Origin of the sequence: Mesorhizobium sp. J8, from assembly GCF_016591715.1 — a bacterium.
Taxonomy (GTDB): domain Bacteria; phylum Pseudomonadota; class Alphaproteobacteria; order Rhizobiales; family Rhizobiaceae; genus Mesorhizobium.
This window is the reverse complement of sequence record NZ_AP024109.1, coordinates 6,355,118-6,369,577: the sequence shown is the minus strand read 5'-3', so window position 1 is coordinate 6,369,577 and position 14,460 is coordinate 6,355,118. Positions and strand designations below refer to the sequence as shown.

Sequence of the window (14,460 nt, the reverse complement as noted above, 5' to 3'; positions counted from 1 at the left end):
ATGCTGAAGCTGCATGAAAAATCCGGCGAAGATACGGTGGCGCTGATGGCCGATATCGGCCGGCGCGCCCGCGCGGCCGCCCGACCATTGGCCGTCGCTTCAACCGAGGCCAAGAATGCCGCGCTTGCCGCCATGGCGGACGCCATCCTGCGCAACGAGCAGGCGATCCTCGATGCCAACGCCATCGACATGTCGAATGGCGAGGAGGCCGGCTTGTCCGGCTCCTTCATGGATCGCCTCAAACTTACGCCCTCGCGCATCAAGGCGATGGCCGACGGCATTCGCGAGATCGCCGCGCTCAAGGATCCGGTCGGCGACGTCATCGCCGAATGGCACCGGCCGAACGGGCTGCATATCGAGCGCGTGCGCACGCCGCTCGGTGTGATCGGCGTCATCTATGAGAGCAGGCCGAATGTGACTGCGGACGCCGGCGCGCTTTGCCTCAAGGCAGGCAATCCGGTGATCCTGCGCGGCGGCTCGGATTCGATCAATTCCTCGTCAGCCATCCATGCCTGCATGGTCGAAGGGCTGAAGGCGGCCGGCCTGCCTGAGGATGCCATCCAACTGGTGCTGACCACCGACCGCGCCGCCGTCGGCGAGATGCTCAAAGGTCTGAGCGGCAATCTCGACGTCATCATTCCGCGCGGCGGCAAAAGCCTGGTCGGGCGCGTGCAGACCGAGGCGCGGGTGCCGGTCTTCGCGCATCTGGAAGGCATCTGTCATCTCTATATCGACCGCTCTGCCGATCTCGGCATGGCGGTGAAGATCGCGGTCAATGCCAAGATGCGGCGCACTGGCGTCTGCGGCGCGGCCGAGACCTTGCTGGTCGACCGCGCGGCGGCCGCCACGCATCTGGTGCCGATCCTGGACGCGCTGCGCGCCGCCGGCTGCGAGATCCATGCCGATGCCGAGGTGATGAAAGCCTTCGCCGACGCCAGCCCGGCAACCGACGCCGACTGGGTGACGGAATATCTCGATGCCATCATCGCGGTGAAGCTGGTCGACGGCGTCGCCGGCGCGATCGAGCATATCGAGACCTTCTCGTCGCACCACACCGAGGCGATCATCGCCGAGGACGCGCAGGCGGTTGAACGTTTCTTCAACGAGATCGACTCGGCGATCCTGCTGCACAATGCCTCGACGCAGTTCGCCGATGGCGGCGAGTTCGGCATGGGCGCCGAGATCGGCATCGCCACCGGCAAGATGCATGCGCGAGGGCCGGTCGGCGTCGAGCAACTCACCTCGTTCAAATACCGCGTGCGCGGATCGGGACAGGTGAGGCCTTGACGCTTTTCGCCCGGCAGGCCTGAGGGGAGGCCAAGGCGGATGCTTTCGCAAGCCGAGCAGCCTGTCCCGGCCCGCTACTTTCGCATGCCGCACGCCGCCAAGGGGCTGACCGTCGGGCTGTTCGGCGGTTCGTTCAACCCACCGCATGCCGGCCATGCGCTGGTTGCCGAGATCGCGCTGAGAAGGCTCGCACTCGACCAGCTGTGGTGGATGGTGACGCCCGGCAACCCGCTGAAAAGCGCGCGCGAGCTGGCGCCGCTTGCCGAGCGCATCGAGCTGTCCGAAAAGATCGCCAGGAATCCCAGGATCAAGGTCACCGCTTTCGAGGCGGCGCAGCATGTGCGCTACACCGCCGACACGCTGGCGCTGGTCAAGGCGCGCAATCCGGGCGTCGACTTCGTCTGGATCATGGGCGCGGATAGCTTGCGCGACTTCCACCGCTGGCAGCGCTGGCGCGAGATCGTGCTGACCTTCCCGATCGCGGTCATCGATCGCCCGGGCGCGACGCTCTCCTTCCTGTCGTCGGTCGTCGCCAAGACCTTCGACTATGCCCGCATCGACGAGGGCGACGCACCGCTGCTCGCCCGCATGCAGGCGCCGGCCTGGACCTTCATCCACGGGCCGCGCTCGTCGCTCTCCTCCACCGCGATCCGCAAGGCAGCGAAGGGGTAGCACCTTTTCCTTCTCCCACAGGGGGAGAAGGGAAAACCCAGCCATGTCGCTTTTACGGCGGCTTTTCGCCCTCCGGTCAGCGATGCTGCGCAGGCATGCTGAAGCAGAACCCCACCACGACCGACGCCGTCCGGGCCGAACAACCGGCGCCGCTGATCGCCATTGCCAGCGTCATCGTGTCGATGGCGCTGATCGCGATCGGCAACGGGCTGATGTTCGCCTATATCCCCGTGCGTCTCGGCGCCGACGGCTTCGACCCGACCTGGGCCGGGCTGATCGTCACCGGGCTTTCGGCCGGGGGGCTCGCCGGCTGCATCCTGACCGGGCCCTTGGTTCGGCGCGTCGGCCACGCCCGCGCCTTCATGGTGCTTTCGGCGCTGATCGCGCTTTCCAACGCCGCGATCGGCGCCGGCCCGATCCCGCTTTTATGGATCGCCGCGCGGGCGCTTTACGGCTTTGCCATCTGCGGGCTGTTCATTGTCGCGCAGAGCTGGCTCAACGACGCCTTGCCGAATTCGATCCGCGGCCGGGTGATGGCGGTGTTCTACGTCGCCTATATCGCCGGGCTCGGCGTGGGGTATGCGACGCTCGCGGCGGTCGACATCCACACGGCCGCGGCGGCGCTGATCGGCATCACCTTCACCGCGCTTTCCATCCTGCCGGTCGGCATGACGCGGCTTGCCCAGCCGCCCGCGCCGCAGGCGGCCTCGGTGGCGCTGCGCCGTGCCTGGCGCATATCGCCGGTCGGCGTCGCCGGCATGCTCGCCGTTGGCGGCCTCTCGATGATCGTTTCCGGCTTCGCGCCGATCCACGCCACGGCCAAGGGCTACAGCCAGGCCGACGTGGCGCTCTTGCTGTCGGCGATGCCGGTCGGGACGCTGATCCTGCAGATCCCGCTCGGCTGGATTTCGGACCGCACCGACCGGCGCTACGTGCTTGCTGGGGCCGCGGCGCTCGCGACCGTCGCCAGCGTGCTTGCCATCGTCTTCGACGGCGGTGCGCTGATGGCGCTTGTGGTGATCTATCTGATCTGGGACGGGGCGTCGGAATCGATCTACGCGCTCTCCAGCGCGCATGCCGCCGATCGCGCCGCCAAGGACGAGCTTCTGGCGCTGTCGAGTTCGATGCTGTTTGCCTGGTCGCTCGCGGGCTTCATCGTGCCGGGCCTCGTCACGGCGCTTTCCGCCGTCTTCGGCACCGCAACCTTCATCTATGTCGGCATCGTGATTGCATCGGCCTTCTGCCTGTTCGTGCTGTGGCGCGTGACGGCTGGCCGGCCGACGCCGGCTCCGCCAAGCGGCAGCTTCGCGCCGATGTCGGCGCAGACGCCCTTGCCGGTGGAGCTTGCCTTCGCGCCGGACGAGACGGCGACCAAGCACTGATCGGGGAAGCCTCTCTTCGTTTTTACGCAACTCCGGAATGGAAAACCGCTCACACTTTTCCTGGAATTGCTCTATTGCTTGCGCGCTTCCGGCGCCGGCACTTCCGGCGGCGGCAGCGGAATCGAGATACCTTCGCTGTCGAAAGCCTGCTTGGCGCGCTTGGTCATGTCGATCTGGGTCGAAAAGTAATCGGCGGCCGAAGTCCAGTAGCGCAAGGTGAGCGAAACGGTCGCGTCGCCGAGACTGGCCACGAAGGCGATCGGCGCCGGTTCGCGGCGGATGCGCTTCTCAGCCCCGGCGATGGCAAGCAGCGTCTTTTGCGCGCGGTCGATATCGTTCCAGGAACCGATGCTTAAGGTGATGTCGGCGCGGCGCACGCCGTTGCGGGTGAAATTGCGCACCGGCTGGTTCCACAGCGTCGAATTGGGCGCCAGCACATAGACGCCGTCCGCGGAACGCAGCTTGGTGGCGAAGAGGCCGATCTCCTCGATCGTGCCGGCAATCGCGCCGACCTCGACATATTCGCCGATCCGGAACGGCCTCAGCGCGAGCAGCATGATGCCGGCAGCGATGTTCTGCAGCGTGCCCTGCAATGCCAGTCCGATGGCGAGACCGATGGCGCCTATTGCGGCGATGATGGAGGCCGTCTGCACCCCGAACTGGCCGAGCACCATGATGGCAACCAGGATCAGGATGGCGTAACGCACGATCTTGGAGAAGAAATGCCGCAAGGTCGCGTCGAAGCCATGGATATGACCGAGCCCGACACGGATCGAGCGTTCGGCAAGGCCGGCGAAGAGATAGCCGACGACCATAAGGATGATGGCGCCGATGGCCGAGAAGGAATAGGAAACGATCAGGGTGCTGAGCTGTGCGAGCCCGGCCTGGATGGTGATGAGGGCGCTTTGCGGGTCGGTGGGCATGGCGGGGATCCCGTTGGTCGGTGCGCCGATAACCCATGCGTCCGGGATCAGTTCCTGCTTTTTAGACCCTCCTAAAGCTGCGGTCCGGACCCCGGGCGCAGCTCAGGCAAAACGGTCGGTCGTCTTGAAACTGCAATGGAACTCTGCCTATCTAAGTGGTGTCACCTGATTGCATGGGTGATTTGGTTGTTCTTGTTGGGAAAGGAAACACACTGAGAACAGCACTGCGGAAGAAGGCTGACATCATGCCTTCGCCGGCCGGGATCAGCGGCAACGCCGCCGCGACCCTCGCCATCGACACAGTCCTTGCCAGTCTGGAAGACTCCAAGGCCGAAAACATCGTCTCAATCGACATCCAGGGAAAATCGAGCCTCGGCGACTATATGGTCATCGCCTCGGGCCGATCGCACCGTCATGTCTCGGCTGTCGCCGATCATCTCCTCAAGGCGCTGAAGGATGCCGGCCTCGGCGCCGCGCGCGTCGAGGGGTTGGCCAGCGCCGACTGGGTCCTGATCGATTCCGGCGACATCATCGTCCATGTCTTCCGCCCCGAAGTCCGCGAATTCTACAATCTCGAAAAGATGTGGCAGGCGCCGGACCTCGAGGAAGAGACCTTGCACTGAGCCTTGATCCGCCTGCCGTGAACCGTCACGGTATGCGCTGAAGCAAGCTCGCCGGGGCGAGGATGAAGATCACCGTTCATGCCGTGGGCCGGATGAAGACCGGCCCCGAGAGAGAGCTCGCCGACCGCTATTTCGAGCGCTTCGCCAAGAGCGGGCCCGCGGTCGGGCTGGAATTTGCCGGCATCGTCGAGATCCCCGAAAGCCGCGGACAGAGCGCCGACGAGCGCCGCCGCGAGGAAGCCCAGAAGCTGCAGGCCCAGTTGCTGGCCGGAACCGTTCTCATCCTGCTCGACGAACGCGGCAAGTCGCTCTCCTCGGAGGATCTGGCCGCCCGCATCGGCCAGCTGCGCGACGGCGGCCGCAAGGCGCTGGTGGTGGCCATCGGCGGCGCCGACGGCCATGACAAATCCCTCCGCGACCAGGCCGATCTGGTGCTGTCCTTCGGCGCGTTGACCTGGCCGCACCAACTGGTGCGCGTGATGCTGGGCGAGCAGCTCTACCGGGTTGCCACCATCTTGGCGGGTCATCCCTATCATCGTTCATGAATAGCCGGTCGGCCAAGAAGCTGGGGATTACCGGCCCACGCTAGGATTTCCGCCTCAATCGCGCAGCAAACGGTATTCTGTTTTTACGCAATTCCAGACGGAAGACGGAAAACCGTTACACGCTTGTCCGGGAATTGCCCTGAGCGGCGCTTCCAACATGGTTGATGGTTCGTTAACGAAGCGGCGGATAGGTTAGAGGCCTGATGTCTGAAGGCTGGTACCCGATCATGCGCGCCTGGCGCAGCCGCTGCGGCTTGACCCTTGTCGCCGCTGCGCTCGCGCTCGGGCCGGTCCGGGCGACCGAGAACACGCTCGACACGGCGCCCGACCCGGATCAGAGCCGGGCCGAATACGAGCAGGTCTCCAAGGAAATCACGCTTTCGTCGGAGCGGCTGGCAAAGCTTGCCGCCGATATCGCTTCGGTGCGCAAGGACTATGCCTCCATCACCGCGGCGCTCATCCAGTCGGCGATGACCGAGCAGAAGCTCGGCCAGGACATCGAGGACATCGGCGCCAAGCTCGAGGGGCTGAAAGCCGAGGAAAAGAAGCTGCGCGCCTCGCTCATGGCGCGGCGCGACGTGCTGGCCGAAGTGCTGGGAGCGCTGCAGCGCATGGGGCTCAACCCGCCGCCGGCGATCCTGGTCAAGCCCGAGGACGCGCTGTCGTCGGTGCGCAGCGCCATCCTGCTTGGCGCTGTCGTGCCGGAACTGCGCCAGCAGACCGACCGGCTGATGGCCGATCTCAAGGAGCAGACGCGTGTGACGGCCTCGATCGAGGCCGAACGGTCAAGGCTCACCACCGCCGTCACCGACCAGACGGCGGAGAAGAAGCGGCTCACCATGCTGCTCGAGGCCAAGAAGAAGCTGCAGGCCGATACCCAGGCAGCGATCGTGGCCGAGCAGCAGCATTCGCAGGAATTGGCGGCGAAGGCGAGCAGCCTCAAGGACCTGATCGCCTCGCTCGAAGCCGACAAGGCGCGCAAGGCCCAGGACCAGGTCAAGGCGGGCGAGCGCAAATCGACCGACGCCGACACGACGGCCTCGACCACCGAACTCGCCGCGCTGCCGGTGCCGGAGGCCAACCGCCTGACGGGATCGGCGCCGTTCTCGGCCTTGCAAGGCCAGATCGCGCTGCCGGTCATCGGCAAGATAAAACGGCGTTTCGGTACCGACGACGGCAATGGCGCGGCGATGCAGGGCGACATGGTTGCGACACAATCGGGAGCCATCGTCACCGCGCCGGCGGATGGAAACGTGCTTTATGCGGGGCCGTTTCGCTCTTATGGTCAACTCTTGATCCTCAATGCGGGCGACGGGTATCATGTCGTCCTGGCGGGGATGAGCAGAATCAGCGTCGCGACCGGACAATCGGTGCTCGCGGGAGAGCCGATCGGCGCGATGGGAGAGGCCCGGGTGGCAAGCACCTCGGCCTCGCGGAATGGAAATGCGACGCCGGAACTCTATGTCGAGTTCCGCAAGGATGGAAAACCCGTCGATCCGGCCCCATGGTGGGCGGACCGATTCTCTGGAAGGACGTGAAATGATGCGGAAACTGTCGCTTCTGTTTGCCGGCGCGCTGATGGGCGCATCGGCAATGAGCCTGGTCTACGGCGCACCGGGTTCGGCGGCGAACGCTGCGGGCTCGGAAACCTACAAGCAACTGGCGATCTTCGGCGATATCTTCGAGCGGGTGCGCGCGAACTATGTGACGCCGCCGGACGACAAGTCGCTCGTCGAGAACGCCATCAACGGCATGCTGTCCTCTCTCGACCCGCACTCCTCCTACATGAACGCCGAACAGGCGCAGGACATGCGCGTGCAGACCAAGGGCGAGTTCGGCGGCCTCGGCATCGAGGTCACCATGGAGAACGACCTCGTCAAGGTGATCACGCCGATCGACGACACCCCGGCCGCCAAGGCGGGCGTGCTTGCCGGCGACTACATCGCCAAGATCGACGGCGAGGAGGTCCGCGGCCTCACCCTCAACGACGCGGTCGAGAAGATGCGAGGCCCGGTCAACACGCCGATCAAGCTCACCATCCTGCGCCAGGGCGCCGACAAGCCGATCGAGCTGACGGTGGTGCGCGACATCATCAAGGTCAAGGCGGTGAAGTACCGGGTCGAGAATGACATCGGCTACATGAAGATCACCTCCTTCACCGAAAAGACCTATGACGATCTCGAGAACGCCATCGAGAACATCAAGAAGCAGGTGCCGAACGACAAGCTGAAGGGTTATGTGCTCGATCTGCGCCTCAATCCGGGCGGCCTGCTCGACCAGGCGGTGAGCGTGTCGGACGCCTTCCTCAAGCGCGGCGAGATCGTCTCGACGCGCGGCCGCGACCCGAAGGACGTGACCCGCTTCGACGCCAAGCCGAAGCAGAACGACGACATCAACGGCAAGCCGCTGATCGTGCTGGTCAATGGCGGTTCGGCGAGCGCTTCCGAAATCGTCGCCGGCGCGCTGCAGGACCTGCGCCGCGCCACCGTTGTCGGCACGCAGTCCTTCGGCAAGGGCTCGGTGCAGACCATCATCCCGCTCGGCGAGAACGGCGCGCTTAGGCTCACCACGGCGCTCTATTACACGCCGTCGGGCAAGTCGATCCAGGGCAAGGGCATCACGCCCGACATCAAGGTCGACCAGCCGCTGCCGCCGGACCTGCAGGGCCGCGACCTGACCCGCGGCGAATCCGACCTCAAGGGCCACATCAAGGGCGCCGACGAGAACGCCAACGGTTCCGGCTCGGCCGCCTATGTGCCGCCGGAACCCAAGGACGACCTGCAGCTGATCTATGCCGAGCAGCTGCTGCGCGGCGAGAAGACCGATCCGTCCTTCCCGCCGAACCCGGACAAGGCCGTGCTGAACCAGTAACGCGGCTCGGTCTTTGAATATGTGCATGTCGTTGTCCCGAAACCGCGGCGCACTTTCGGGCGACATGCTTTGAATTTTGATTTTAAGCATGTCTTTGTCCCGAAACCGGGGCCACTTTCGGGAGACATGCTTTAGGTCAGGCTCTGGCCGATCGAGCGAAGCAATGCAATGCTGCCGGGACCGCGAGGTTCCGGCAGTTTGATTCGGGGACCGAGGCTAAGAGCATGATCCCGAAAAGTGGGAACCGGTTTTCGGAAAAGATCATGCTCCAACAAGAATTTAGATCAGGATCGCGGTTCAACGAAACGTCATCCTGATCTGGGCGCCACGCGTCTGGAGTATAGCGCCGAAGATTGCGCAGGATTTCACGTTCAACGTGACATTCACGAGGCGGCGTGCTGGGAATTTGACTTGGCAGACATCGGCAAAGATATCGAACGCCCGCTTGGACAGTCGCTCCCGCCAAAGCGGCCCGTGCGGCGCGGCATCGGCGGCGGCACGCTTGCCGCTGCGGTCGCCGTGCTTGCGGTGATCGGCGTCTCCGGCGCGATCGCGCTGCGTGAAAAGCCGTTCCGCAAGCCGGAAGAAGTGGCGGTTTCGACGCCGAAGGTCATCGCCGCTCCCGCCGCGCCTGCTCCCGCCACACCCGCGCCGGCCCCCGTCGCCGCGGCGACGCCACAGGCCGGCACGCCGATGAAGAGCGGCTGGCCGCAGATCATCCACGTCCAGACCGAGGAGGGCGACAGCCCGCCGAAAGCGGCCATCGTCATCCGCGATCCATCGGCGCTCGGCCAGAACCTCAAGGTCGCCCATATTCCGGACAGGGCGCTGATCGAGGCCAGCGACACCGGTCCGCTGCCGATCCGCTCCGCCGACGGCAGGCGGCCCTTCGACGTCTATGCGCGGCCGTGGTCGGGCGCGCGCGGGGCGCGCGTTGCGATCGTCATCGGCGGGCTCGCAGTGTCGCAGACCGGCACACAAGCGGCGATCGCCAAATTGCCGGCCGAAGTGACGCTGGCTTTCGCGCCGCAAGGCAACAGCATCGGCCGCTGGATGCAGGCGGCAAGGCAGAGCGGACATGAGATCGTCATGCAAGTGCCGCTCGAGCCGTTCGACTATCCCAACGTCAATCCCGGCCGCAACACGCTGACGGTGTCGGCCAGCCCGGGCGAGAACCTGAAGAGCCTGCGCTGGGCACTGTCCAGGACCACGAACTATACCGCGGTCATGAACTATATGGGCGCGCGCTTTTCTGCCGACGCGAACGCGATGGAGCCGTTCATGACCGAGCTCGGCAAGCGGGGGCTTGCCTATATCGACGACGGGTCTTCCGCGCGCAGCGTTGCGCCGGAGCTTGCCTTGAAGGACGGCGTGCCTTTCGTCGCCGGCGATATGGCGATCGATTCGGTGCAGGATCGCGGCGAAATCCTCAAGAAGCTGGACAGTCTCGAAGCCACGGCGCGGGCCAAGGGCTCGGCGGTCGGCATCGGCTCGGCCTTCGACATCACCGTTGACACGGTGACGTCCTGGATTGCCGAAGCGAAGAAGCGCGGCATCGAGATCGTGCCGATCTCGGCGGTGGCGATCGATCCGCAAAAGGGCTAACGCTACAGCCTCGCCGCAGTCAATTCTCAAGATCGCCGGAACGCTGCCCCCATGGCCAAAAAGATCGATCCCGAAACCCTGCCCTATCGTCCCTGTGTCGGGCTGATGATCCTCAACAGGGCAGGCCTGGTCTGGGTCGGGCACCGTATCGCCGAGCCGGACAGCGAGTTCGCCGGCACGACGCAGCTCTGGCAGATGCCGCAAGGCGGCATCGACAAGGGCGAAGAGCCGATCGAGGCCGCCGGGCGCGAGCTCCATGAGGAAACCGGCATGCGCAGCGTGTCGCTGCTTGCCGAGGCGCCACGCTGGATCAACTACGACCTGCCGCCACATCTGGTCGGCGTCGCCTTCAAGGGCCGCTATCGCGGCCAGACGCAAAAATGGTTCGCCTACCGCTTCGAGGGCGACGAAAGCGAGATCGAAATCAATCCGCCTCCCGGCGGCCATACGGCCGAATTCGACGAATGGGCGTGGCGGCCGATGCGCGAACTGCCCGAGCTGATCGTGCCCTTCAAGCGCAAGGTCTATGAGCAGGTGATGGCAGCCTTCCAACACCTGGCTCCCTGACTGGCCTCATCCACCCCGGTTGTCGAGCCGGCCCGGTCGCCTTATTGATTGCCGATGCAATGAGCGGGGGTCGCCATGAACGACGACACCGGACGCGGGTTTCCGGCACAAAAAAATGCGGACGGCGGTTCGACGGTCAGCGAGGCGGCCGCGGGCGCGATCCTGACGATCGACCTTGGCGCCATCCGGGAAAATTACCGCCGGCTGAAGGCGCGGCTGAACGGCGTCCGCTGCGCCGGTGTGCTCAAGGCCGACGGCTATGGGCTTGGCGCCGCGCAAGTGGCCTCGGCGTTGGCGAAGGAAGGCTGCGACCTCTTCTTCGTCGCGCTGCTCGGGGAAGGCATCGCGCTGCGCAGGGCGATCGGGCCGGGGCCCGACATCTTCGTGCTGAACGGACTGCCTCCGGGTTCGGAGCCGGAAGCGCTGGCGGCCGGGCTTTGCCCGGTCATCAACAGCCCCGTTCAACTAAAGGCCTGGCGCGAGATCGCGCGGGACGCAGGCAAGAGCCTGCCTGCCGCCATCCAGGTCGATAGCGGCATGGCCCGGCTCGGCATGGCGCCGGCGGACGTCGAGGCGCTCGCGAGCGAGGCGGGCGCCCTAGACGGCATCGACATCCGCTTCGTGATGAGCCATCTCGCCCGCGCCGACGAGCCGCAGCAGGGGGCCAACGAGAAGCAGCGGCGCGAATTCGAGCGGCTGCGCAAGCTGCTGCCCGCGGCGCCCGCCTCCCTGGCCAACTCGTCCGGCATCTTTCTCGGCCCGGAATATCACTACGAGCTTGCCCGCCCGGGGGCTGCGCTCTACGGCATCAACCCGACACCCCACGCACCCAACCCGATGCTGCCGGTGATACGGCTGGAAGCCAAGGTGGCGCAAACGCGCGAGATCGGCGCCGGCACAGGCATCGGCTACGGCCATACCCACCAAGCGGACGGGCCGCTCAGGCTGGCGACCATCTCGCTGGGCTATGGCGACGGCTGGCACCGGCGCGCTGCTTCGGCCGCCTGGTTCGAGGGCGTGCGGTTGCCCTTCGTCGGCCGCGTGTCGATGGACTCTATCATCCTCGACATCTCGGCGCTTCCCGCCGGCCGGCTCGGCGAGGGCGATCTCGTCGAGCTCATCGGTCCCTCGCAAAGCGTCGACGAGGCAGCAGGCCACGCCGGGACGATCGGCTACGAGATGTTGACCAGCCTGGGTGCGCGCTTTCACCGCCGCTACACGGGCGGTTGAGGCAGGCGCCTTGCTTGACAAGCCGGTGCTTCTCGGCAAGGTTCGGGATATGAGCAACCTCGCTTATACCAAAACCTGCTTCAGGGTTTGCCCCATCGCGGGAGCGTAGCCCCGGCGTGGCCGCCAATGCCGGCGGCCGCGTGAACCGGGGCGTTTAATTCCTAACATTTTCATCGAGCCTGCGGCCCTTGCGGCCAGGCTTTGTTCGCCGCCTTCGATGTGGCGGCTTGCGCGCATTCGGGCAAACGATGCGCCAGAATATGAGGTGTGCCATGCATGCAGCAACGCAAGCGCGTTCGCGAAACTCCATCCTTGTCAGTGCGGTGGACCACGACCGGCTGAGCAGCCTCGCCAGGGCCTTTCTCGACCGCGTGCCCGATATGGCCGAGGACCTGCTTGCCGAGATGGACCGCGCCAGGGTCGCCACCGGGGCGGCAATGCCGGCCGACGTGGTGCGGATGGGCTCGACGGTCACGCTTCAGGACCCGGAGGGAAGCACCCAGACGGTGACGCTGGTCTATCCGGCCGAGGCCGACATCGCCGAAAGACGCATATCGGTGCTGACGCCGCTTGGAACGGCGCTGATCGGCGCGCGGGCCGGACGCACAGTTTCCTGGAAGAGCCGCGACAGCCGGGTTCTCTCGGCAACGATCGATGCCGTCGAACAAGCGCCGAGGACGCCATGACCAGGACTGTCTACCGCCTGACGGCCAAGGATTTCGCGGTGATCGAGGCGATGCTGATGCGCCGTCGCGCGTTCGCCGATCCGATCGTGCCGATGCTCGAACGCAAGCTCGCCGAAAGCCGCGTCATCACGACCGGAGCCGTCGAGCCCGACCTTGCCACGCTCAACAGCCGGGTGATTTTCCGCGTCGGCGGCGGTTCATCGCAAACGCGCACGCTGGTGCAGGCCGAGGCATCCGCCCCCGTCGGCTCCGGCCTGTCGGTCGCCACGTGGCACGGTCTCTGCCTGCTTGGCATGAAGGCGGGCCAATCGGCATTGGCCGAGCGGCCCGATGGCCCCGCCGAGGAGGTCCTTCTCGAGGATGTGGCCTATCAGCCGGAAGCCGCGCGGCGGGAAGCGCGGGAACGCACCTCCGAACGCCATGTCCTGAAGCTGGTCCACAGCGCGCCCGCCGCTGACTGGCCCCTTGGCGGGCGCGGCAAAATCCGGCAGACAGAGGGGGACGATCCGGGCCCTTCGGCGGCATGATCGGCCTTTGAGGGAGCATAGAATGAAAGTCATCGTGCTGGGCGGCGGCGTGATCGGGGTCACCACCGCATACTTCCTCACCGAGGCCGGTCATGAGGTGACCGTCTACGATCGCCAGCCGGGGCCGGCGCTCGAAACCAGCTTCGCCAATGCCGGCGAAGTGTCGCCTGGCTATGCCTCGCCCTGGGCCGGGCCGGGCATCCCGGTCAAGGCCATCAAATGGCTGTTGATGAAATACGGCCCGCTTGTCGTGCGGCCGGCTTTCGACCCCAATATGTGGACGTGGCTCCTCAAGATGCTGCGGAACTGCACGGCCGAGCGCTACGCGCTCAACAAGTCGCGCATGGTACCGCTGGCCGAATATAGCCGCGACACGCTGAAGGCTCTGCGCGAGGCGACCGGCATCACCTATGACGAGCGGACCAAAGGCACGCTGCAGCTTTTCCGCAAGCAGAAGCAGCTCGACGGCACCGGCGGTGATGTCGAGGTGCTGAAGAAATACGGCGTGCCCTACGAGATCCTCGACCGCGACGGCTGTGTCGCCGCCGAGCCCGCGCTTGCGGCGGTGCGCGACAAATTCGTCGGCGGCCTCAGGCTTCCGGGCGACGAGACCGGCGACTGCAAGATGTTCACCGACAAGCTCGCCGAGCTCTGCGTGGCGCGCGGCGTGACCTTCGAATACGGCTCGACCATCCGGCGCATCGTCAGGAACCGCAACCGCCTCACCAATGTGCTCACCGACAGCGGATGGAAAACCGCGGACGCCTTCGTGATGGCGATGGGCAGCTATTCGGCGCAATTCATGCGCACGCTGGGGCGGCCGATTCCGGTCTATCCGGTCAAGGGCTATTCCATCACCGTGCCGATCACCAATGCCGAGGCAGCACCCGTGTCGACGGTCATGGACGAGACCTACAAGGTGGCGATCACCCGGCTCGGCGACCGTATCCGCGTCGGCGGCACGGCGGAGATTTCGGGCTATGACCTTCGCCTGCATGAATCGCGCCGCCGCACGCTTGAACACTCGGTCGGCGATCTCTTCCCCGGCGGCGGCGATCTCAAGGCGGCGAGCTTCTGGTGCGGCTTGCGGCCGATGACGCCGGACGGACCGCCCTTGGTCGGACTGAGCGAGGTTGCCAACCTCTACCTCAACACCGGCCACGGCACGCTCGGCTGGACCATGGCCTGCGGCTCGGCCAAGGTGCTGGCCGACATCATGTCCAACCGGGTGCCCGAGGTCAACGCGCGTGACCTGAGCCCGGAGCGGTATCTGAAGCCCATCTGAAGGTGCGCTGATATTCCGGTGAGGCCGGCCTGCGAATGGCGGCTTCTTGCGCTTCTACAGCGCCGCGCGTCCGGATGGACGCGCAAAGGACGCTGTAGCACTTTGACTTAGCGCATGATCCTTTTCCGAAAATCGAAAACGATTTTCGGGGTCATGCGCGTGCTCACGTACTTCAAGTACGCTCCGCTCCGGGTCTCGGAAGCCGCCATTCTCGGCACGGCCTGACCGGAATCTCAGCACACCTTAGTTCGCTCCGG

Annotated in this window: 14 protein-coding genes; 13 read left to right on the top strand and 1 reads right to left on the bottom strand. The window is 65.5% G+C overall.

All coding sequences use genetic code 11. The annotated features are described in order from the left end of the window. From MJ8_RS30510 to MJ8_RS30500, 3 genes are all read left to right on the top strand, one after another. Positions 1–1,287 (top strand): glutamate-5-semialdehyde dehydrogenase, encoded by a 1,287-nt coding sequence (locus MJ8_RS30510; RefSeq protein ID WP_201412241.1) that lies wholly within the window; start codon positions 1–3, stop codon positions 1,285–1,287. A gap of 84 nt (positions 1,288–1,371) precedes the next feature. Further along, a complete protein-coding gene (locus MJ8_RS30505) occupies positions 1,372–1,959 on the top strand; it encodes a nicotinate-nucleotide adenylyltransferase (protein ID WP_201415630.1) in 588 nt (195 codons plus the stop codon). Between the two features lie 95 nt (positions 1,960–2,054). Beyond that, the gene (locus MJ8_RS30500) at positions 2,055–3,341 is read left to right on the top strand and encodes an MFS transporter (protein ID WP_201412240.1); all 1,287 of its coding nucleotides are present in this window, start codon (positions 2,055–2,057) and stop codon (positions 3,339–3,341) included. A gap of 71 nt (positions 3,342–3,412) precedes the next feature. Here MJ8_RS30500 and MJ8_RS30495 read toward each other — a convergent pair whose 3' ends face one another. After that, a complete protein-coding gene (locus tag MJ8_RS30495) occupies positions 3,413–4,264 on the bottom strand; it encodes a mechanosensitive ion channel family protein (protein WP_201412239.1) in 852 nt (283 codons plus the stop codon). A 245-nt stretch (positions 4,265–4,509) separates the two neighbouring features. Here MJ8_RS30495 and rsfS point away from each other — a divergent pair, with 245 nt between their 5' ends. The 10 genes from rsfS to MJ8_RS30445 all read left to right on the top strand — a co-directional run bounded on the left by rsfS (position 4,510) and on the right by MJ8_RS30445 (position 14,203). Beyond that, the gene (rsfS, locus tag MJ8_RS30490) at positions 4,510–4,887 is read left to right on the top strand and encodes a ribosome silencing factor (protein ID WP_201412238.1); all 378 of its coding nucleotides are present in this window, start codon (positions 4,510–4,512) and stop codon (positions 4,885–4,887) included. Positions 4,888–4,949: 62 nt separating this feature from the next. Next, the gene (rlmH, locus tag MJ8_RS30485) at positions 4,950–5,432 is read left to right on the top strand and encodes a 23S rRNA (pseudouridine(1915)-N(3))-methyltransferase RlmH (protein ID WP_201412237.1); all 483 of its coding nucleotides are present in this window, start codon (positions 4,950–4,952) and stop codon (positions 5,430–5,432) included. A 203-nt stretch (positions 5,433–5,635) separates the two neighbouring features. Then, positions 5,636–6,970 carry a murein hydrolase activator EnvC family protein gene (locus MJ8_RS30480; RefSeq protein WP_201412236.1) on the top strand — a complete coding sequence of 445 codons (1,335 nt, stop codon included), beginning with the start codon at positions 5,636–5,638 and terminating at the stop codon, positions 6,968–6,970. Position 6,971: 1 nt separating this feature from the next. Further along, a complete protein-coding gene (locus tag MJ8_RS30475; RefSeq protein ID WP_041001023.1) occupies positions 6,972–8,303 on the top strand; it encodes a S41 family peptidase in 1,332 nt (443 codons plus the stop codon). Positions 8,304–8,714: 411 nt separating this feature from the next. Beyond that, the gene (locus MJ8_RS30470; RefSeq protein WP_201412235.1) at positions 8,715–9,908 is read left to right on the top strand and encodes a divergent polysaccharide deacetylase family protein; all 1,194 of its coding nucleotides are present in this window, start codon (positions 8,715–8,717) and stop codon (positions 9,906–9,908) included. Positions 9,909–9,959: 51 nt separating this feature from the next. Beyond that, a complete protein-coding gene (locus tag MJ8_RS30465; RefSeq protein ID WP_201412234.1) occupies positions 9,960–10,475 on the top strand; it encodes an RNA pyrophosphohydrolase in 516 nt (171 codons plus the stop codon). A 75-nt stretch (positions 10,476–10,550) separates the two neighbouring features. Then, positions 10,551–11,705, top strand: coding sequence for an alanine racemase (alr, locus tag MJ8_RS30460; RefSeq protein WP_201412233.1), 1,155 nt, complete (start codon positions 10,551–10,553; stop codon positions 11,703–11,705). 272 nt (positions 11,706–11,977) lie between these two features. After that, the gene (gene rnk / locus MJ8_RS30455) at positions 11,978–12,391 is read left to right on the top strand and encodes a nucleoside diphosphate kinase regulator (protein WP_201412232.1); all 414 of its coding nucleotides are present in this window, start codon (positions 11,978–11,980) and stop codon (positions 12,389–12,391) included. Further along, positions 12,388–12,918 carry a nucleoside-diphosphate kinase gene (locus tag MJ8_RS30450; protein WP_201412231.1) on the top strand — a complete coding sequence of 177 codons (531 nt, stop codon included), beginning with the start codon at positions 12,388–12,390 and terminating at the stop codon, positions 12,916–12,918. The genes rnk and MJ8_RS30450 overlap by 4 nt, the downstream gene beginning before the upstream one ends. Continuing rightward, positions 12,896–14,203, top strand: a complete 1,308-nt coding sequence (locus tag MJ8_RS30445) for a D-amino acid dehydrogenase (protein WP_412177134.1) — start codon at positions 12,896–12,898, stop codon at positions 14,201–14,203. Before MJ8_RS30450 ends, MJ8_RS30445 begins: the two co-directional genes overlap by 23 nt. The last annotated feature ends 257 nt before the right edge of the window (positions 14,204–14,460 follow it).